We start from the raw sequence: 19,744 nt of genomic DNA, 5'->3' as shown, positions 1-19,744 counted from the left end.
ACTCACTGTCCATTTTTTTGTAGCAATTCCATAGAAGACGAAATATTAGCAAATATCTTTTTGCGGAAAATTCAGGAAGCTACAGCTGCAGAAGCTCGTCAAACGAACAAAGAAGAAGTGCTTATTGAGCTGGCAAATGAGGTTGGACTTGATCTACCCTCATTCATAGCACGTATGGATAATGGATCTGCACAATGGGCGCTTGAAGGAAACCTCAACAAAACCAAAGTCCACGGGATCAGAGCTTTGCCATCCTTTCTGCTGAAATGGGGAACTTCCTTTAAGATCATAACTTTTGAAGTATTTACTTACACAATATTGCCTCTTGATAAAGTGCCCGGAAAAGGAGTTTATACGACCTGCACTATCACTGAAGAAGAACACAACGATGGCCATAACCGAAGACGACCTGCAATCGATATTTGAGGCGGAGAAAACAGAGGCTACTCCCTCTCAGGATGAACTGGAGTTCCTGGAAGAACGGGCCCGAATTGAGTCTGACACCCTTCCGCTGCTGAGTATTGATCAGTACGAGGAGCAGCATGCCCTGTTCTGCCGGTACGGACTGGAGAAGCAGATGCTAGAGCGCACGGAACCGCATATCCGGTATCTCAGCCGTTTTAAACCGGGCGAATTGCTTGCAAGCAGTTTCTATAAGCAATTCAGGGATAAGAAGATCGTCCGACAGTACGTGGAGGAAAACATTGATCTGGTGAACAGTGAAAACAAATAACAGAATTAACTAGTAACAACGAGAGAAAGACTTTCCTCTGAGTTTTGGCTTCTAAATTCTCCACTCTCCTGCTTCAGGCGCCCGCAGCTAGTCAGGGGAATGTTCGCTGTGATGGAGAGCAACTTAGTTCTATAAACGAATTGGACGCAACTTCTATAGCTACATATTGCCGTGTGAGCCCGTTTCCCGTTTATCAAAGGTAAAGACAATTTCAAACTTGTCGTCAGTGTCGATCTCATAATCAGCCTTCAACTGTTGCAGCAACATCTTCACGATGGTAAGACCAAGGGTTGTTGACTGCTCAAATTCAGCGCGGTCAAATCCTCTTCCGTTATCACGATACACCACCTTATAATACTGCTGGTGCTGTATTATGTTCAACTCAATTCGCCCTTCCTGTTTATCCCGGAAAGCGTATTTCACAGAATTAGTTAACAACTCATTTAATAACATGCCCAGGGGAATAGTCTCATTTATATTCATCTCTACCTCCTCGATATCGAGCTGTATATCAATATCACCTGCTGCTTTTAGGGTATTGATAACAGTGGTGGCCAGTTCAGAGATATATTCCTTGACGTTGACCTGCGAAAAGCTTGTGCTCCGGTATAACAGTTCATGAACTTTGGCAATGGCGTGAATACGATTTACGCTTCGTTCGAGCGCCGAGCGATCACTATCATTCGCAGGCAGTTCATCCAACTCCAGGCTCAGGATACCCGATATAATTGCCAGGTTATTTTTTACCCGATGATGAACCTCCCGTAGTAATACGGTATTTTCTTCTTCGGCCTCCACCCGCTCTGTTATATTAATACCGCTCCCAATCACATAACGATCCTTACCCAGCTCTATGCCACTGCCATTCATATAATAGTGATGCTCTTGCCCGTCGTCGCCTATTAATATTGTCTCAAGTTCGGCATATCCCTCGACAAATGCTTTTCCTATAAGTTGTTTGGCCTTAGTTCGTTCGCGGGGAGCTATCAGGGAAAGCGCATTCGTCGACCGGAGCTGTTCAGATGTTAAATTAAAGAGGGATTCCACATTCTTATTGGTTCTGGCAAACGTTAGATCTTCCCTTATCATATAAAACAGCCCAGGGATACTATCTAAAATATTATTAAGTAGAGAAACTTGCCTGCTGACATTTTGCTCTAATTTTTTTTGGCTGGTAACATCTAATAAAATGGTATCCCATTGTACGCTCCCGTCCTCCAGCTGTTTGGGCGTCCCCCGGCCGTGAATCCACTTCTCTTGGCCGCTGGGAGTTTTTATTTTCCACTTTTGATCCCAACGCTTGAGCTCTTCAGCTGATTCTTGAACCGACTGCCGTACCTCATCTAAATGTTCATCAACAATTTGCTCCCATAACAGATCAGGCGTCTCTATGACCTGCTCGGGCGTTACTTCGTGTAAGCCTCTAACCCCTTCACTTACAAAAGTAAATTCATAGCTGTCATCCGGATGCATAATATACCGATGAACCATCCCATCGATATTGTTGGCAATATTTCGCAGCTGAGCTTCTTTTTCTTCCACTTGTTGCTGCTGTTCTTTTAGGCTGGTGATATCCGTCAATGAACCGACAATCTCCACCGTCTCTCCATCTTCTACCACGGGAGACTCATTCACCTGCACCCATATAATTTTGCCATCAGTCCGTTCCAGCTGCAGCTCGTAAGAAGGTTGAGGCTCTCCCGTCTTGATCGCTTCCTCCACCCTTTTCAATCCTTCTTTATTTTTCGGATGGTCAGTCACAAACTCCGTCCATTGCTGCATTACCTCTTCGGGCGGAGATCCCAAAAACTGCTTCGATTGCGGACTTATATATAAAAGATTTTGGTCGGTATCGTGCCGATAGAACATAATTGTACTGTGTTCTATAACATCCTGCATCTCCTGGCGTGCTCTCTGGGCCTCCAACTCAGCTTTACACTGAGTCGTAATATCCTGAATAGTGCCAAATACTCGCTTACATTCTCCTCCTTCCGATATTGCTTTACCTATAGCTCTAACCCATCGAACGTTTCCCTTGCAGGTAATAATTTTAGATTCAAGGGTAAATGGGTCCCCTTTTTCTATAGCTTTGGTCATTATATCCCTGACTTTTTTGCGCTCTTCTCCTTCTTCAAAAAAATTAATGGCAACATCCAGGTCAGGCTGGTAGTCAAGAGGAGCCTCATGCAGCCTGTTAATCTCATCAGACCAGTAGAGTTCCCCGCTTTCCACGTCAAGTTCCCAATGACCAATATCAGCCATCTGATAGGCTTTCTTTATGTGCTTATTAATCATAGCGGTTCTTTTTATTTACAAATGGAGGAGGCGCTAATCTTGATATCTATATATACAACCTATGCATTTTATATATAACAAAGTAGCAACCCTTTGAAACAGATATTTACGATTTGCCGGCTTGCACTTACCAATGAACCCACTTAGTAATAGGAAACATTTGTACTCGTCAATGAAAACTTAAAACCGAAATAGAAGACCCCAACAATATTCCGGTAATAGAACCTCTCTTTTAGGATAAAGGCCTCGCCTGTGAACAAACTGAACACTATAAACTTGTAGTGCACTGAAAACAGTAAATAAATCTGCTCCTAACATTAATACTAGTATTGCATTTCAACTCTTCCTATACAGCATAACAAACAGCTATAAGTGCTTTAAGGCTTAGGAGACCTATATTTTTATATACCCTTTTCAGGAAGAGCAATATTTGAAAAACAGTATCCATTTGTTACAGGTTCTGGCAAAGAAAAGTATAAATAGGTATTGCAGGTTAATACCCTTACTTTGCTATCTTAAATTTAATTACTCACCTGCCAAGCAAACTTTACTGAAATGAGGCGTTAATACAACTCCTTTCATAAAAAAACTCTACAGGTGCACAAATACACATTTTTATGGCACAACAAGGCAAAATAAAGTTTTTCGATTCCCAAAAAGGATTTGGTTTTATCCAACCTGATGAGGGCGGCGAAGATATTTTCGTTCACAGAAACAACATCGAAGACCTCGGTTATGACCAAGGGTATGACGACGGTGAAGCTGTGGAATTTGAAGTAGAAGAAACAGACAAAGGATTAAGCGCGACTAACGTGCGTAGCCTCGGTTAAGATATTCTGATTTTTCAAATATAATACGAAAGCCCCGGTACCTGTCGGGGCTTTTTTTATGGAACTAACTCAAAAGACTGCTTTCCTTCCCCACCATTGAATCAGAAGAATGCCGTTGGCTAATTGACCTCCATTAACGCTCCCACCAGCGCTTCCTTTTTCTCTTTGGCAAATTGCTTAATCTCATACTCTCTTTTGCAAGCCTCTGATCGGTTGGAATGCTTCTCCACATATACTACAGTCTTGGGTTCATTGCTTCGCAGGTACTTCGCGCCTTTGCCCTCTTTATGTTTGTGCCAGCGACGAATCAGGTGATTAGTACTGCCGGTATAGAGGTTGCCATTTGTACATCGAATTATATAAACAAACCAAGGGTTCATGGAATTATCGTATTCGAACTGTAAATTTAGAACTGCTTTTTCATATTGGGTTTGGTAGAAGGTAATAAATTATTGGCTCTGTCACTCCAAGCTTGCCAAAGGCTTTCTCCTAATAAGTTCGCATAAAACTTAAAAGAGTTTTCTTGAGTTATTTTCGGAAGACTCACAATGTAGGCTGCGCCCCCATTTTCTTCATTCTCAAAAAGTAAAATCAAATATATCCCTTCCCCTTTTGCCTTGAGCCATCCATTGATAGGCGGACCAGCAGAGCTGGAGTAAAAGGTCATGAGGAATTTTATTCCTCCGTGAGAGAAGTAAGGCGGGCAGGTGTATACGAGGGAGGCTCCTATCCTTCGTCGGGCGACTGGGGTTGTCGTCCGACGAATCATATAAAACAAAGTTTTTATGCCCACTCTTAGTTCCTGCTAAATATTTAGGAAGGGAAACGCCTTACCTAGCAGAAGCACTGTCATCCCGACCGTGAAGGAAGAGAGCAGACAAAGTTTTACGGCTTTAAGCCTGGACATAAGAATTGTGAGCGAGAGATACTCATTCTTGCTTCACTTTTTTAAAATCGCTATGATGCCTTTAATTAATTGGTACATTTCTGTACTTGCCTGTTTTCAACATAGTTAAAATTATTCTACGACTGTTATCAAGAGATACGCTAAAATATTCGTTGGTATTGTTGAGTGTCTATTTGGAATAGGCATGGTGGCATCAATGTTTAATCAATTTTTATTTGAGGATAGCTATCGCTTTGAATGGATTCACCTGATAGGTATACCAATAGGCATTATGGTAGCTTTAGGTTTTATCAAGTATGGTTGGCGATGGATACGCAATATTATCGATATTACCGCAGATGACTACCTTTCACCCCAAAGCCGCTATTACAAAAAGGCCGTTCGGCAAGCCCAGGAATACCTTAATAGCTTTTTACACCACGTCAACAAGGGAGAAAAGGAGTGCTTTGCCAAATTCCCACTCGAAGTTGCTCCTGAACATATTGAGCGGGTATGGGCCATTGTGCACTATTTTGATGAACAGAAGCAACAATTTAATGTATCGGTGATTACAGAAACAACAGATGTAGAGATAGCGTCCGGGCGAAAATTCATTTCACCGGAACAGCTGGAAGATTGGCAGGTGTTAAAGGGAGAACGTATCCTGGGATTTTATACCTATCTCGCGCGGATCAAAAAAGCGAAATCGGAAGGTTTTCGGCTTAATTATAAATCAAAACAGATTGCAGAGAGTATTATTCAGTAGCCGACACGAAGTGACAACCCATAAAAAAAGGCCCCACAAGTATCAGTCGTGAGGCCCTGACTATTCATCAAGAGAGACGCTCATAAGTTGAGCGTTCTGTAATATCATCAGTTACAAACTAATAACCAAATAAATAATGAAATTTGGGTGTATCCGCCTATACCTATCTAGGTCTTTACCATGATACTACTGCTGCTGTTATAGGCTTTTAACCGTAGGTACGGCTTATATATCCAAAATTAACAATCTTTTTTGCTTTTGGATTTAGCAAAATTTGCATTCTCTCTTCCTCGGCACACCAACAATAAGCATGTAACTTTATATTAACAAATTGCGTATAGAGTTAGATTAACAAATGATCGAGACTAATATCCTTTTACATTTCAATGGTTGAGATCATACAGCAAATATGTTAAATCGGTTGTTATATAATTTCTAACTCTAAACAAGCCTACTTATGGAGAAACCAATATCCAGGGGGTCTTTATTTTGGTATGGAATGACTATGCTGACTTTATTTTTTATGTCGGCTGATGTATCTGCCCAAAACAAAGACGGTGATAAACACTACCATACTCCTTCAGAAATAAATAACAAACTGGAAGAAATAAGGAAATCCAGTAAAAAGAGTACAAAAATTCATACACTTGCTACCAGTCCGGGCGGCCGTAGTGTTCAAATGATTGAAATTGGACCAGAGGTTGATAACGAAAAGAAGCAGTTGCCGGCCATTTTTGTAGCAGCTAACCTGGAAGGTACCATCCCTATTTCTTCAGAAGCTGCAATACATCTTGCAGAACTTGTCATCAGCGAGCAAGCAGCCCAAGATAAAACGTGGTATATCGTACCCAACGGAAACCCTGATGCGGCTGCTCATTATTTTAAAAACCCACTCTTAAAAGATAGCCGTAACGACCTCTCCCACAATGATGACATGGATGAAAATACGGACGAAGATGGGTTCGAAGACTTAAACGAGGATGGTTTTATAACTAAGATGAGAGTTAAAGACCCTACCGGAGAATGGAGACCTGTTGAAGGAGATAGCCGCCTTATGAAAAAGGCAGACCCTACAAAAGGCGAAAAGGGTATTTACAAACTCTATACTGAGGGTATCGACGATGATGGCGATGGCAAATACAATGAAGATGGAAAAGGCGGGGTAAATGTAAATCGTAACTTCCCCCACTTGTTTAAGGATTTTACCGAAACCGGGGGAGCTTGGCCGGGGAGCACACCTGAGGTATACGCTATTTTTGACTTTGTATATTCTCATCCCGAAATCGCTATGACGTTCTCTTATGGTGCTACAAACTTCAGCAAAGTTGCCCCAAAGGGTGGTCGCAAAAGCTCTGCTGATTTTGAAAACCTGAAAATTCCCGAAAGCTTTGCCGACCAGCTGGGGGCAGATCCCGATAAAACCTACACCATGGATGAAGTAATACGCATGGTAGAACCTTTAGCTCCTGCGGGCTTTGAGGTAACTGAATCAGTAGTTGCTAGTTTCCTGGGGTTAGGAGCTGTAGTAAATCCCCAGTCTGAAGACTTAAAATTCTACAACGAACTGGCAGACCAATACAAAGAATACTTGAAAGAAAAGGGGCTGGATGCTGAACGCCTTGGTCCGGAAGCAGCAAAAGATGCTTCTTTTGAACTATGGTCGTACTACCACTTGGGTATCCCCACTTTTAGCATGGATTTCTGGCGACTACCAAAGCCAAAGAAAGAAAAAAAGGATGAAGAGGGAAGCGGCTTGACGGCAGATAAAATTGAAAAGATGTCGAGTGAAGAATTTGTAGCTCTGGGTGAAGAAAAGATCGGCATGTTCTTAGAGGAGATTGGAGCTCCCGACCAATTTACTGCTAAACGTGTTATTGGCATGATTGAAGGGGGACAAATGACGCCAAAACGCATGGGCACAATGATTAAAAAGATGGGTAATGCCAAAGGTTCTGATAGTTCATCTGATGGAGCCAGCGAAAAAGACAAAGCCCTGATGGCCTTTAATGACAATGTCCTTGATGGCAGTGGCTTTGTAGAATGGGAAAGCTATAATCACCCAACCCTTGGTGAAGTAGAAATCGGCGGAGAAGTACCCTTTGTACGAAACACCCCTCCCGGCAATATGGTAGACTCCTTACTAAAGGCGCAGGTTCCCTGGACTATCACACTATCCGAAAAGATAGCCAAACTTCAAATTCTTAATCATGAAGTACAGTCGAAAGGCAGTAATGTATTTAAAATTACGGTATGGGTTGAAAATGAAAACTACCTGCCCTTTCCTACCGCTATGGGTAAAAAGAACAAGCAACCCCGACCTGCCATTCTTAGCCTGCAAGCCAAGGGCTTAAAAGTTTTAGATGGAAAACAACGTACCCCTATCAACAGCATCGGCGGACATGAAGTCAAAAAGTATAGCTGGCTTGTACGTTCTCCGGAATCAAATACAATTGATGTGAATCTGGAATCAACACATGCATGGAACGACCGAACACAAGTGAATTTAGGAGGTTCAAAATGAAATTACTAAAAACAACAATAACAACCGTTTTGCTACTGCTACTGGCTCAGGCCGGATTTGCACAGCCTAGTAATATAGAAATAGACGTCCCTCTGCGCTTTGATCATTATTATGATTACAGCCAGGTGGTTGAAGCCGTGAAAGCCTTGCATGAAGCTCATCCCAAAATGACCGATACAGAAGTAATTGGGGAAAGCGAAGAAGGTCGTGATATCTGGTCACTGACTATCAATAACCCTAATACAGGAAAGCCACTTACTAAACCGGGTGTCTATGTCGACGGGAATATTCACGGCAATGAGATTCAGGCTACGGAAGTGAATCTATACCTGATGAACTACCTGCTCACCAATTATGGCAGCAACAAGAAGGTAACAAACATGGTGGATCGCAATGTATTCTACTTTGTACCCTCTATTAATGTGGACGGACGTTACCATTTCTTCAATGATCCCAATACACCTAGTTCTAATCGTGGACTTCGCATTCCCAAAGATGACGACCGCGATGGTCTGTTCGATGAAGATTTCCCCGAAGACCTGAATGGCGACGGTTCAATAAACCGAATGCGAAAGAAAGATCCTTTTGGAAAGTGGAAAACCGATCCCAAAGATCCTCGCATTATGGTACGGACAGAACCGGGGGAAATGGGCGAATGGACTATACTTGGTCAAGAAGGTATAGATAATGACGGAGACGGACGTGTTAATGAAGATTCGGAAGGATACGTCGACCCCAACAGAAACTGGGGATCCAGCTGGGCACCTCCTTATGTTCAGCGGGGAGCGGGTAACTACCCCTATTCGGGAAATGTAACCAAGGCAGTCACTGAATTTATGATGGAACGCCCAAATATCATTATGGTATTTGCATTCCATAACACAGGAGGCATGTTCTTACGCGGCCCCGGTACCAAAGAAGAGGGACCATTGAATCCCCAGGATGTTAATGTATACGACCTGCTCGGCAAAAATGCTGAAAAGATCGTTCCTGACTATCGATACCTAATCAGCTGGAAAGATCTATATTCTACCTATGGGGATTTCACCGAATTCACCTATAACCAGGTAGGGGCGTTTAGCTTTGTGGGAGAACTCTTTATGTCTGAGCAGGAAACTTATAAAGCCCACGACGAAAAAGAGTCTGGCGATAATGAGTCTTCTGCCTTTAGCGAAAGTACCAAACAAAAAAGAGAACGCCTGCAGTTTAATGATCACGTAGTACAGGGCTCTCTTTATAATGAGTGGAAAACGTATGACCATCCCAAATATGGTGAGGTAGAAATTGGGGGCTGGGCAAAGATGAGCTCACGTCTTCCTCATCCCTTCATGCTACAAAACCTCGTACATCGTAACGCTTCGGCGGTAATGTACGCAGCAGCTCAAACACCGGAGGTTAGCATGGAAATATTTGATACCGAGAAAGTTGATAATAATCTGCATAAAGTTCGTGTACGCGTGGTCAATCATAATGCCATTCCAACCATGACCTACCATTCTGTTAAAAATAAGCTATTTCCCAAAGACCGCCTGAAAGTAAGCGGCAACGATATTAAGGTGATAGCCGGAGGTGAAATCACTAATCTCTATAGAGATCAGGTTAGGTACAAAGATCATAAACCCGAGATCCAATTCTTTCGCGTGCCCGGCAATGAGGCTGTAGAATATGAATTCTTGGTTGAAGGCGATGGGCGTGTCAATGTTGAATATAAATCTCGCAAAGCGGGGAAATGCTCACAACAAACATCACTCTGAAATTTTCCATACTAAAATCATCACAAAGGCCCCGATTCTTCGGGGCCTTTGCTATTTGTATATCAAATTTCCCTCTCCTGTCTCTTCTCTATATCTAATATCTACTCCTCATTTAACTGTCGGTACTGTTGACGGGCCACATCCGCAAACTTTTCCGATGCTTTATTTCTATAGGCTCCCTTTCTCCATAAGATACCGACTTCACGTTCAGGAGAGGGATTTTCCAGGGGGATCCCCATAAGCCCTTCGGCCGCTTTCATCTCCATCGTCAGTGCCGGTAATACCGTACCGACTTTCGTGTTATTTTGAATAGCTGAAAGCAACCCATCAATGGTGTTCATTTCTATTTGCACATTGGGTTCCACTTCTGCTTCGCGGGCAGCGGCATCCCAAATTCTTCGGGTACAGTATCCGTTCGAAAGTAACAGCAAGTGCTCTTCGCCCATCCCCTTAACTTCAATAGAGCTACATTGAGCCAACTTATGCCGGGGATTGACAATCATCAGTAATTGTTCGCTAAAGATCCGCTCGAAATCAAGGTCCGGATACACCGAGGGATTAAAACTAATGCCAATATCCAGCTCGTGATTATACAGCTTTTCCTCAAGTAGCGGGGCCGAAAGCTCTTCTATCCCCAACTTGACCTTGGGATATTCCCGGGAAAAATAAGAAACCACTCGCGGTATAAGGTAAGCATTGACCGTTTGTACTACCCCAATACTTAAGGTTCCCCGGCAAAGCCCTTCCAGATCATCAATAGCCGTTTTTGCCTCCTCTACCTCTTTGATAATCTTTCTGGCCCGGTGGTGAAGCAGCTCCCCGGCTTCGGTGAACTGCAACCGGTTACGGGAACGGTCGAACAGCGGCACGCCCAGCTCTTCTTCCATACGCTTTACCTGCTGCGATAGCGCTGACTGCGAGATAAACAGTTTTTCTGCAGCGGCGGTAAAGGTTCCTTCTTCTGCTATTGATACTAAATACTTTAATTGCCGTAGCTCCATACCAGGTATAAGTTATACTTATGACAGTAAGAAGTAAATATCGATAGACTTATACCTAAAATCCAGCTAATTTCTTTTTCTCAATTAAAACAAACTTCTAAAGAATAACCATGGAACTGCGAACTCTACTCTCAAGTTTGGCTCTGATTATCATGTCTACCGGGATCGTTTCAACCAGTAATGCCCAGCAAGCATCTAAAAAAGAGATAGCCCGCCTCAATACAGCAGATATGAATCTCAGCCGGGCAGAGGTTAGCTATAAAAAAGAACTCGACCTGCTGGTTTTTGAAATGCGTGTAGAAGGAACCGCCGGTAATACGACTCCTGAGCCCGCCGGTCAAATGAACGGTGCACCTGTACTCGGTTATGTTTTCCCTACAACCCTCAGTCCCGAAGACGTAGGGTTCGGCAGCGTGGAGGGTATCTTGGCTTTTGCCGTGACCTCCCATCCGGACTTTGACGACACCCCTTTGTGGGATGAAAATAATGACCGTAATTACGAAAACGATGGCAGTACTTTCCATACTCACTGGGTGGTACTAGAAGAAAATGAGCATATTCCCGGTGGACTAGCCGTAAAAGAATTCCGAAAGGAAAACCAAAGCGTAGTTCTGCCGCCCACCAATCCTGGCATGCCGATGTATCTCGACTCGCCCGGATTTTCCGTGGTATTCCGGAACCATACCCTAAAAGTTGCTGTACCGGCGCAACGAGTAAACAGTGAAACCTCATTTAATTACGACGGCGTAGCTGCTTACATGGAGGTATCCACCAATTCGAACCAACCCATGCTGGGGGTATATACCGTTTATGAGGTACTTTCCGGTGATTTGACTCTGCCTTATAGTGTGCAGCAGCAATGATTAAATTGAACTCCAGCCCTGGCCGGGGCAGAATCCTCGGTTGGCTTATAACTGGCGATGTGACCGAGTGGTAGGTCGGAGCTTGCAAAGCTTCGTACGGAGGTTCGAATCCTCCCATCGCCTCAACTTTTTATTCTATGCCCGACTCTATCTCACAAAACCTAAAACGCATCAGAAAACGCATCTCTCAAGCATGTAAGCGTGCCGGGCGGAATCCCGAATCCGTCCAAATAATACTGGCTACAAAAACAGTAAATCCAGCCCGTATTCTCAAAGCTAAAGAATACGGCTATAATATCGCCGGCGAAAACCGGGTGCAAGAGGCGGAAGAGAAGATCGAAAAAATGGGCAGTCGCGCTGAAGAACTAACTTGGCACTTCATTGGACACCTGCAAAGCAATAAGGTTAACAAAGTGGTTCGCTTTGCCTCAATGATCCAATCTATCGATCGTATGAAGATTGTTCGTAAGCTAAACCGGCGCCTTACCAAAGTTGATAAAACGATGGATACTCTTATTCAGGTGAATACTTCCGGTGAGGACAGCAAGTATGGTGTTGCTCCCAATGAGGCGATCGACTTCGTCAAAAAAGCCTCTGAATATGATCGCCTAAATATACAAGGACTAATGACCATTGGTCTATTTTCTGATAACTGGCCCAAGGTCCGTGCCGGCTTTCGACAGCTGCGTAATTTAAGAAATACCATAGCTGCTGAACAGATCAACAACGTTTCGATGCAGCACCTATCAATGGGTATGACTAATGATTTTGAGCTGGCTATTGAAGAAGGGGCAACAATGATCCGATTGGGACGCGCCGTTTTTGGCGAGCGCGGCACACCTGACTCCTACTACTGGCCCGGCATCGATATGCCTGCTTTTAAATCAGAATAGCACAAATAACTACCAGATAAAACGTTCCAGCACCAATGCACATTCATTATCTGCAGCATGTTGACTTTGAAGGTCCCGGTTACATCCGCACCTGGGCCGAACAAAATGGACATAGCTTAATCGGCACCCATCTCTATAAGGAGGAGTCACTGCCCCAACCAGACAATATCAATGCCCTGGTTGTTATGGGCGGCCCCATGGGGGTATATTATGAACAGCAGCACTCCTGGCTTAACGATGAGAAAGAGTTCATCGCCTCCTGCATCAACAAACAGAAAAAGGTGCTGGGGATTTGCCTGGGAGCCCAACTCATCGCCGATCTGTTGGGAGCCGAAGTATCGGCAATGGATCACAATGAAATAGGATGGTTCCCCTTGAAATGGTCTGATGAAGCCCGGAACCACCCGACATTTAGCTTTCTGCCCGGTCAACAACAAGTTCTGCACTGGCACGGTGATATGTTTGAAATTCCGAACCAAGCCGTTCCAATGGGCAGCAGTAAAGCTTGTACTAGGCAGGGATTTTTTATCCCCAACCACATTTTAGGATTACAATTCCACTTGGAGATGACAAGGGAAGGACTGGCAAACCTTATTGAACATTCCGACGGCGAGCTTCAAGAGGGACCTTTTATCCAGCAACCCAATGAGATGCTCAATAGCGATCTTTTCACGAAAAACCACGAAACAATGGGTAATATCTTAGATAATTTTTTATTGAATAATGCAGAATAGTCACCTACCACAACCTACCGCCCTTACCATTGCTGGCAGCGATCCCAGCGGCGGAGCCGGCCTGCAAGCAGACCTCAAAACGTTTAGCACTTTTGGGGTATATGGAATGACAGCCATCACTGCACTCACGATCGGCAATACCACCGGCGTACACGATACCGTTACTATGCCGGCTGCTACTGTATATCGGCAAATCAAAGCCGTATCTGATGACATCTCTCCCCACTGCATCAAAACTGGCCTGCTGGGAAGTGCAGAGACGATCATTAGTACAGCCGATGAACTACAAAAGCTACCCCCTTGCCCCTTAGTCGTTGATCCGGTCATGGCCACCAAAAGAGGTGATGTTCTTACCTCTGATGAAGAAGTCTCAGCCTATCGTTCCCATCTTGTTCCCATTTCAGATGTTGTTACACCAAATATTAAAGAAGCCGAATTGCTTTCAGGACTCACTATTGACACCCCTGATGGTATGCCGGATGCAGCAAAAAAGATTATGGATCTAGGCTGTAATGCCGTCATTATCAAGGGCGGCTTTTTTGCTGACTGGGAACAATCCAATGACTTGCTCTATGACGGCACAGATGAAATCTGGCTGCATTCTCAACGTATACAAACTCAAAACACCCACGGCACCGGGGATGCCTTCTCTGCGGCAATAACAGCCCTCCTGGCAAAGGGAGAAGATCTCTCGAAAGCTGCTTCTGTAGCCAAGGATTATACCAGCCAAGCTATCCGCAACAATCCCGGGCTTGGTGAGGGCGAAGGCCCCATCGCCTTTAATGTCTCTCCTGATCAAAAGACCGTATAGTTTCACTTGCAACACCTACTTTACATCTCCTAACCCAAACTGACTAACCTGTATCCTTTCTGTAATGAGTATCAACTTTGATAAAGAAACATTCCCCCATCGACACATCGGTCCTTCTGATGAACAGATCGCCGAGATGCTTGATGCCATTAATGCTGATTCTCTTGAACAGCTTATCGATGAAACCGTACCTACAAACATTCGTTTATCAGATCCTTTGAACCTCGAGGCTCCAATGAATGAGCACCAATTTTTAAACGAATTCAAAAAGCTGGCTGACCAAAATGAGATTTGTGATTCCTACATAGGCATGGGGTATCATGATACAATTACTCCTAATGTCATCTTGCGTAATGTGATTGAAAACCCGGGCTGGTACACTGCCTACACGCCATACCAGGCAGAAATTGCCCAGGGACGCCTTGAAGCCCTTCTCAACTTTCAAACGATGGTAACGGACCTTACCGGCCGTGAACTGGCTAATGCCTCACTTTTGGATGAAGGCACGGCCGCCGCTGAGGCTATGTCGATGCTCTATTCCATGCGTAGAGGTGTAAAACGAAAACAAGCCCATACCTTTTTTGTATCGGAGCAGTGCCATCCGCAAACCATCGACATCATAAAAGGCCGTGCCGAACCTCTCGATATTGAAGTTATTGTCGGTGATCACCATCAGGTTGATGTAACCGACCAAGAACTCTTCAGCATGCTGCTACAATATCCTACTACTGATGGATCGGTTGAAGACTACACGCACCTTATTGATACTGCCCACGAACATAATATCAACGTTGTTGTAGCTGCTGATCTTCTCAGCTTAACCCTTTTAACGCCTCCCGGCGAAATGGGGGCCGATGTAGTTGTGGGCTCTACTCAGCGCTTTGGGGTACCCATGGGCTACGGAGGTCCCCATGCCGCCTATTTTGCTACCCGAAAAAAATATAAACGAAAAGTACCGGGTCGCATTATTGGGTTATCTAAAAACCGTGAAGGCCAACCGGCCTACCGGATGGCGCTACAAACTCGTGAGCAACACATTCGACGGGAAAGAGCCACCTCCAATATCTGTACGGCGCAGGTATTTCTGGCTGTGATTGCGGGCTTTTATGGTATTTACCACGGGCCAAATGGACTGCGACGAATCGCCGAACGAATCCACGGCTTAGCTAAAATAACAGAATTGGGGCTGCAAAAGCTTGGCTTCGAACAGGAAAACTCCCATTACTTTGACACCCTTAGGATCCCGTTATCGGATAAAGAAAAGCAGCAACAACTACGAAGTATCTGCGAGCACGAAAATATCAATTTACGGTATTTTGAAGATCCCGCTGTCGGCATTTCCTTTGATGAGAATAAGACACTGACTGATGTTAAAAAGCTTCTAAATACCTTTGCACAGCTAAAAAATACTAGTAATGATTGTGACGTAAAACAGTTGTCGAAGCAGGTAACCTTAGAATATCCTGACGCTTTAAAACGGAACAGTGACTATATGCAGCAAGCTGTTTTCAACTGTTACCATTCTGAGCACGAAATGCTTCGCTATCTCAAAAGACTGGAGAATAAGGATCTCTCATTAACCCATTCAATGATCCCGCTGGGTTCCTGTACGATGAAGCTCAACGCTACCACAGAGATGATCCCACTGACGTGGCCGGAATTTAGCAAACTCCATCCCTATGCCCCACAACAGCAAGCCAAAGGATACCAACAACTATTTAGTGAAGTTGAAGATCAATTATCGGCCATTACCGGGTTACCTGCCGTATCTCTGCAACCCAACTCCGGGGCGCAGGGTGAACTCTGTGGCCTAATGACTATCCGTGCCTACCACCGACACCAGGGAGAGCAACAACGGAATGTGACGATAATCCCTGAATCGGCCCACGGAACCAACCCGGCAAGTGCCAGCATGGCCGGCATGGAAGTTATTGTTACTGCCTGTCACGAGAACGGTAATATCGGTATCTCTGAACTGAAGAAAAATGTTAAAGCTATCGGTGATAAGCTTGCTGCAATTATGGTCACCTACCCTTCTACTCATGGCGTATTTGAAAAAGATATTCAACAAATCTGTCAGCTTGTACACAATCAGGGCGGCCTGGTGTACCTGGATGGGGCTAATATGAATGCCCAGCTTGGCTTTACCAATATGGATGAGATTGGTGCCGATATCTGCCACCTGAACCTCCACAAAACATTCAGCATCCCGCATGGAGGAGGCGGACCCGGTGTGGGTCCTGTTGCAGCAACAAAGAAGCTGGGCCCATTCTTACCGGGTAATCCACTGGAACCAACCGATAATAAAACGACGATTCATAATATTTCAGCAGCACAGTGGGGCAGCGCAGGCATTCTGCCCATATCATATAGCTATATAAAGATGATGGGAAGCAGTGGACTCAGACGGGCTTCGCAAGTTGCTATCTTAAATGCCAACTACCTGAAAGAACGTCTACAAGATCATTATCCAATACTATATGCTAATGAATATGGTCGTGCTGCTCACGAGTTTATTATTGACCTGCGTCCTTTCAGGGAATCAGCAGGTATAGGTCCTGCAGATGTTGCCAAACGGCTCATGGATTACGGTTACCATGCTCCAACAATTTCATTCCCGGTAGCCGGCACCCTGATGATTGAGCCAACCGAAAGTGAAAGCAAACACGAGCTGGATCGATTCTGTAAAGCAATGATTGCAATACGAAAAGAGATCAAGGAAATTGAGGATGGTATGTTTGATACTGAGGACAATGTTCTAAAAGGGGCGCCCCACACTATTAGGCTGGCGACAGACTGTAAGTGGCCACACAGCTATCCCCGCAAGAAAGCTTTTTCCCCGCTTGATTATCTGCAGCAAGATAAGTTTTGGCCCACCTCCAGTCGTATTGACGATGCCTATGGAGATCGTAATCTAATCTGTAACTGCCTTTCCCCGCAAAAACTCTCAGACTGGCAAAAACAATCCGGCTCTAACTAAAATAATTACCCAAATTCATGAATACTAGCACTTATTTTTATCCGTAAAGGGTAAAATAAATACAATTTTATCATTTTTTGGGCTCTGAATATTAAAATTTTAAATTTTTTCTGCTCGATAACTTGTCTGAGTAGGGAATCCCAAAAAAATATACTATACTTAGGCGTTCAACCGCTATTTATTGCGTTAGCAAGGCGTTTTTGAACATTTAAGTAGCACACGAAGTAAAATTTCTTGGAGATTTAACATGGCAGATCGCGAAGTAGGTACAGTAAAATGGTTCCATAATGGCAAAGGTTATGGATTTATCACTAGAGAAGAAGGCGAAGACATTTTCGTACACTTCAGTGAAATTGAGATGGAAGGCTATAAAAAATTAGAAGAAGGCCAGGAAGTCGAATTCACTGTAGCAGAAGGGGAAAAAGGCTTGCAAGCGCAAGAAGTTATTCCCATCTAATCTGTTTACATAGATATCATTCCAAAGCGTCATCTTTTCGGTGACGCTTTTTTTTTGATACTTTGCACTATTCACAAAACGAGGAACTCATATAAATCTTTTCCTATGGAAAACCATACCTATAAAAAGATCGAAATTACCGGTACCTCTGAAGATTCGTTGGAAGCAGCTATTGAAAATGCAGTAGCCAAAGCCTCCCAAACGGTAGATGATATGCGTTGGTTCGAAGTTACCGAAACCCGGGGCAGTATTGAAAACGGACAGGTAGAACAATGGCAAGTATGCCTTAAAGTAGGGTTTACCCTGAAGTAACCGCTTACTCCCTGTTTAATATATAATACTCCAGCTTCTTTTGAAGCTCAGGAGGGTTAAACGGTTTAGTAAGGTAATCATTCATACCTGAAGCAAACACCTTTTCTTTAACCTCTTTTAACGCAGCAGCGGTGAGGGCTACAATCGGTATATTTGATTTTTTCTTGTCCGACATCTTTCGAATCTTTCGGGTGGCTTCATACCCATCCATCACGGGCATCTGTAAATCCATCAATATCAGGTTTACATAACGTTCTTCGAGAACTTCGAGAGCTTCTTTCCCATGTTCGACCACCACAGCCTCGATATTCCACTTATCAAGGAATCGCATCATCACTTTTTGATTAATGGCATTATCTTCTACCACCATTACCGTGCAACCATTTAAAGAATCCGGTAAACTAAACTGATTAAAAGAGGTTGTTTGAGCATTTTCATCTTGTTTAGCCTCAAAAGGGATTTCAACAAAAAAGGTGCTGCCTTTGCCCTTTTCACTCTCCAGATAAATTTCACCGCCTTGAAGCTCAACAAGCTTCTTACTGATCGTAAGCCCTAACCCCGTTCCACCAAACACCCGTGAGTTCTCGGTACGCTCCTGTGTAAAGCTTTTAAAGATTTCATCCTTCTTTTCTTTGGAGATACCAATCCCGGTATCACATACACTAAATTTTATTTTATAGGGATCCTCATCTTCCATCAGCTGTACAATAACACCCACACTGCCCTCTTCGGTGAACTTTACTGCATTACTCACCAGGTTGTTAAGTATTTGCGTTAGTCTATTGGGATCACCAATTAAAACATCAGGCAGCGTATCTTTCATATCCATATACAACCGTACATCTTTCTTGCTGGCAGTAAACCGGAAACTTTCAAGCACGCTGCTTAATACATCTTCAAGCTTAAAGGGTACTTCTTCAAACTCAATTTTACCGGATTCAATTTTCGAGAAATCCAGTACATCATTAATCAATGAAAGTAATGTTTTAGCAGAAAAATCAAGGATCTCAAGTTGCTCAAGCTGATCTTCCCGAGGGTTATCCTTGACCAATAAATTCGTCATCCCGATAATAGCATTCATAGGAGTCCGAATTTCATGGCTCATCGTTGTTAAAAACTCAGACTTCGCTTTCGAACCCTCTTCTACTTTTGCTTTAGCCTCTTCCAGCTCATCAACTTTGTCTTCAAGCTGTTCCTTTTTTTGTATCAGCTCTTTATTGAGCGCCCGCGTTTCTTCCAGAAGCTCTTCTGTCTGCTCCTCTGCCAACTCTTTAGTATCAGAAAACTTATTAAAGGTCATCCAGGTCGTGACAAAAGCGGCCCCGAGAATACACCACTTAAGAAAAGCCCCTTCGCCGGCAGATAACGCTATCTGATCAAAAATCACATAATCCAAGACAAAGTAACTTCCCACAGCCAAACCAATACCAATATTTCGCAAACTGGTATGTTTACGTTCAAAAAGCAGAATTGCCAACCCACTGGCCGGAATATAGAATGTCTGAATAAACAGCTCTTTTCCAAAGACAGCACTTAAAATAAGAATACCGATGTCTACATAAGCTAACAACAGTAATTTAGACATCTTTTCGTATCCTTTGCGAGCCAAAAAGGGGATAAGCACAAAAGCCACGGTCATACTCATAAAAAACCAGGAGAGTGAGATAGAGTTATTCACCCAAAAGGCAATAAGAAAAAGCAGCGATATCGCTGCTAAGGAAAAGGAAACATTATGTAGCACAATAATACCGGTTTTTCGCATCCGGCTTATCCGGTCCTGTACCAGATCTTTAGCCAAAGCAAACTGTTTTAAACTAGACAGTGAATACATATCTTGTGCTACCGCAATTTATATTTCGAATTTTGGAAGAATTATAACACCTACCAGATTCATTAACCAATATGACA

The 19,744-nt window shown here is 43.7% G+C and carries 18 protein-coding genes and 1 tRNA gene; 14 read left to right on the top strand and 5 right to left on the bottom strand.

Annotated features, from left to right (window positions below; genetic code table 11):
• Together G3569_RS10115 and G3569_RS10110 are read left to right on the top strand one after the other, a co-directional pair.
• On the top strand, positions 1–426 hold a 426-nt coding region (locus G3569_RS10115; protein WP_205720126.1), incomplete at its 5' end, for a DsbA family protein.
• Positions 389–733 (top strand): hypothetical protein, encoded by a 345-nt coding sequence (locus G3569_RS10110; RefSeq protein ID WP_165268708.1) that lies wholly within the window; start codon positions 389–391, stop codon positions 731–733. The genes G3569_RS10115 and G3569_RS10110, both read left to right, overlap by 38 nt.
• A gap of 159 nt (positions 734–892) precedes the next feature.
• On the opposite strand, the gene G3569_RS10105 is transcribed toward G3569_RS10110, so the two are convergent.
• The gene (locus G3569_RS10105) at positions 893–3,028 is read right to left on the bottom strand and encodes a PAS domain-containing sensor histidine kinase (protein WP_165268706.1); all 2,136 of its coding nucleotides are present in this window, start codon (positions 3,026–3,028) and stop codon (positions 893–895) included.
• 617 nt (positions 3,029–3,645) lie between these two features.
• Here G3569_RS10105 and G3569_RS10100 point away from each other — a divergent pair.
• Positions 3,646–3,858, top strand: coding sequence for a cold-shock protein (locus G3569_RS10100; RefSeq protein ID WP_165268704.1), 213 nt, complete (start codon positions 3,646–3,648; stop codon positions 3,856–3,858).
• Positions 3,859–3,977: 119 nt separating this feature from the next.
• On the opposite strand, the gene G3569_RS10095 is transcribed toward G3569_RS10100, so the two are convergent.
• Both G3569_RS10095 and G3569_RS10090 read right to left on the bottom strand, forming a co-directional pair.
• A complete protein-coding gene (locus tag G3569_RS10095) occupies positions 3,978–4,238 on the bottom strand; it encodes a GIY-YIG nuclease family protein (protein ID WP_165268702.1) in 261 nt (86 codons plus the stop codon).
• A gap of 26 nt (positions 4,239–4,264) precedes the next feature.
• The gene (locus G3569_RS10090; protein ID WP_205720125.1) at positions 4,265–4,627 is read right to left on the bottom strand and encodes a hypothetical protein; all 363 of its coding nucleotides are present in this window, start codon (positions 4,625–4,627) and stop codon (positions 4,265–4,267) included.
• 334 nt (positions 4,628–4,961) lie between these two features.
• Here G3569_RS10090 and G3569_RS10085 point away from each other — a divergent pair, with 334 nt between their 5' ends.
• From G3569_RS10085 to G3569_RS10075, 3 genes are all read left to right on the top strand, one after another.
• Positions 4,962–5,510 (top strand): hypothetical protein, encoded by a 549-nt coding sequence (locus G3569_RS10085; protein WP_165268698.1) that lies wholly within the window; start codon positions 4,962–4,964, stop codon positions 5,508–5,510.
• A 457-nt stretch (positions 5,511–5,967) separates the two neighbouring features.
• Positions 5,968–8,031 carry a M14 family metallopeptidase gene (locus G3569_RS10080; RefSeq protein WP_165268696.1) on the top strand — a complete coding sequence of 688 codons (2,064 nt, stop codon included), beginning with the start codon at positions 5,968–5,970 and terminating at the stop codon, positions 8,029–8,031.
• Positions 8,028–9,785: a M14 family metallopeptidase gene (locus tag G3569_RS10075; RefSeq protein ID WP_165268694.1), complete on the top strand. Its 1,758-nt coding sequence runs from the start codon at positions 8,028–8,030 to the stop codon at positions 9,783–9,785. Before G3569_RS10080 ends, G3569_RS10075 begins: the two co-directional genes overlap by 4 nt.
• A gap of 101 nt (positions 9,786–9,886) precedes the next feature.
• On the opposite strand, the gene G3569_RS10070 is transcribed toward G3569_RS10075, so the two are convergent.
• Positions 9,887–10,786, bottom strand: a complete 900-nt coding sequence (locus G3569_RS10070; RefSeq protein ID WP_165268692.1) for a LysR substrate-binding domain-containing protein — start codon at positions 10,784–10,786, stop codon at positions 9,887–9,889.
• A gap of 110 nt (positions 10,787–10,896) precedes the next feature.
• On the opposite strand from G3569_RS10070, the gene G3569_RS10065 reads away from it, so the two are divergent.
• The 8 genes from G3569_RS10065 (at position 10,897) to G3569_RS10030 (ending at position 17,836) form a co-directional block, all read left to right on the top strand.
• On the top strand, positions 10,897–11,649 hold the full coding sequence (locus G3569_RS10065; protein ID WP_205720124.1) for a hypothetical protein: 753 nt from the start codon (positions 10,897–10,899) through the stop codon (positions 11,647–11,649).
• A 53-nt stretch (positions 11,650–11,702) separates the two neighbouring features.
• A tRNA-Cys gene (locus G3569_RS10060) sits at positions 11,703–11,772 on the top strand.
• Positions 11,773–11,786: 14 nt separating this feature from the next.
• Positions 11,787–12,542 carry a YggS family pyridoxal phosphate-dependent enzyme gene (locus G3569_RS10055; RefSeq protein ID WP_165268690.1) on the top strand — a complete coding sequence of 252 codons (756 nt, stop codon included), beginning with the start codon at positions 11,787–11,789 and terminating at the stop codon, positions 12,540–12,542.
• Between the two features lie 35 nt (positions 12,543–12,577).
• Positions 12,578–13,276 carry a type 1 glutamine amidotransferase gene (locus tag G3569_RS10050; protein WP_165268688.1) on the top strand — a complete coding sequence of 233 codons (699 nt, stop codon included), beginning with the start codon at positions 12,578–12,580 and terminating at the stop codon, positions 13,274–13,276.
• The gene (gene thiD, locus G3569_RS10045) at positions 13,266–14,087 is read left to right on the top strand and encodes a bifunctional hydroxymethylpyrimidine kinase/phosphomethylpyrimidine kinase (RefSeq protein ID WP_165268686.1); all 822 of its coding nucleotides are present in this window, start codon (positions 13,266–13,268) and stop codon (positions 14,085–14,087) included. The genes G3569_RS10050 and thiD overlap by 11 nt, the downstream gene beginning before the upstream one ends.
• 64 nt (positions 14,088–14,151) lie before the next feature.
• Positions 14,152–17,067 (top strand): aminomethyl-transferring glycine dehydrogenase, encoded by a 2,916-nt coding sequence (gene gcvP, locus G3569_RS10040; RefSeq protein ID WP_165268684.1) that lies wholly within the window; start codon positions 14,152–14,154, stop codon positions 17,065–17,067.
• A gap of 247 nt (positions 17,068–17,314) precedes the next feature.
• On the top strand, positions 17,315–17,524 hold the full coding sequence (locus G3569_RS10035; RefSeq protein ID WP_165268682.1) for a cold-shock protein: 210 nt from the start codon (positions 17,315–17,317) through the stop codon (positions 17,522–17,524).
• Between the two features lie 105 nt (positions 17,525–17,629).
• Positions 17,630–17,836: a dodecin gene (locus G3569_RS10030; protein ID WP_165268680.1), complete on the top strand. Its 207-nt coding sequence runs from the start codon at positions 17,630–17,632 to the stop codon at positions 17,834–17,836.
• Between the two features lie 4 nt (positions 17,837–17,840).
• Here the strand turns inward: G3569_RS10030 and G3569_RS10025 are convergent, their stop codons facing one another.
• Positions 17,841–19,667 (bottom strand): ATP-binding protein, encoded by a 1,827-nt coding sequence (locus G3569_RS10025; RefSeq protein ID WP_165268678.1) that lies wholly within the window; start codon positions 19,665–19,667, stop codon positions 17,841–17,843.
• Positions 19,668–19,744: the final 77 nt, after the last annotated feature.

This window comes from Fodinibius halophilus (assembly GCF_011059105.1).
In the GTDB taxonomy this organism is placed as follows: domain Bacteria; phylum Bacteroidota; class Rhodothermia; order Balneolales; family Balneolaceae; genus Fodinibius; species Fodinibius halophilus.
The sequence above is the reverse complement of the archived record's forward strand: the minus strand, read 5'-3'. Positions and strand labels throughout refer to the sequence as shown.

Bases quoted from the DNA above. Each gene is read 5' to 3' on its own strand.
- G3569_RS10110 (WP_165268708.1), top strand. From the start codon at position 389: ATGGCCATAACCGAAGACGACCTGCAATCGATATTTGAGGCGGAGAAA.
- G3569_RS10105 (WP_165268706.1), bottom strand. From the start codon at position 3,028: ATGATTAATAAGCACATAAAGAAAGCCTATCAGATGGCTGATATTGGT.
- G3569_RS10100 (WP_165268704.1), top strand. From the start codon at position 3,646: ATGGCACAACAAGGCAAAATAAAGTTTTTCGATTCCCAAAAAGGATTT.
- G3569_RS10095 (WP_165268702.1), bottom strand. From the start codon at position 4,238: ATGAACCCTTGGTTTGTTTATATAATTCGATGTACAAATGGCAACCTC.
- G3569_RS10090 (WP_205720125.1), bottom strand. From the start codon at position 4,627: ATGATTCGTCGGACGACAACCCCAGTCGCCCGACGAAGGATAGGAGCC.
- G3569_RS10085 (WP_165268698.1), top strand. From the start codon at position 4,962: ATGTTTAATCAATTTTTATTTGAGGATAGCTATCGCTTTGAATGGATT.
- G3569_RS10080 (WP_165268696.1), top strand. From the start codon at position 5,968: ATGGAGAAACCAATATCCAGGGGGTCTTTATTTTGGTATGGAATGACT.
- G3569_RS10075 (WP_165268694.1), top strand. From the start codon at position 8,028: ATGAAATTACTAAAAACAACAATAACAACCGTTTTGCTACTGCTACTG.
- G3569_RS10070 (WP_165268692.1), bottom strand. From the start codon at position 10,786: ATGGAGCTACGGCAATTAAAGTATTTAGTATCAATAGCAGAAGAAGGA.
- G3569_RS10065 (WP_205720124.1), top strand. From the start codon at position 10,897: ATGGAACTGCGAACTCTACTCTCAAGTTTGGCTCTGATTATCATGTCT.
- G3569_RS10055 (WP_165268690.1), top strand. From the start codon at position 11,787: ATGCCCGACTCTATCTCACAAAACCTAAAACGCATCAGAAAACGCATC.
- G3569_RS10050 (WP_165268688.1), top strand. From the start codon at position 12,578: ATGCACATTCATTATCTGCAGCATGTTGACTTTGAAGGTCCCGGTTAC.
- thiD (WP_165268686.1), top strand. From the start codon at position 13,266: ATGCAGAATAGTCACCTACCACAACCTACCGCCCTTACCATTGCTGGC.
- gcvP (WP_165268684.1), top strand. From the start codon at position 14,152: ATGAGTATCAACTTTGATAAAGAAACATTCCCCCATCGACACATCGGT.
- G3569_RS10035 (WP_165268682.1), top strand. From the start codon at position 17,315: ATGGCAGATCGCGAAGTAGGTACAGTAAAATGGTTCCATAATGGCAAA.
- G3569_RS10030 (WP_165268680.1), top strand. From the start codon at position 17,630: ATGGAAAACCATACCTATAAAAAGATCGAAATTACCGGTACCTCTGAA.
- G3569_RS10025 (WP_165268678.1), bottom strand. From the start codon at position 19,667: ATGTATTCACTGTCTAGTTTAAAACAGTTTGCTTTGGCTAAAGATCTG.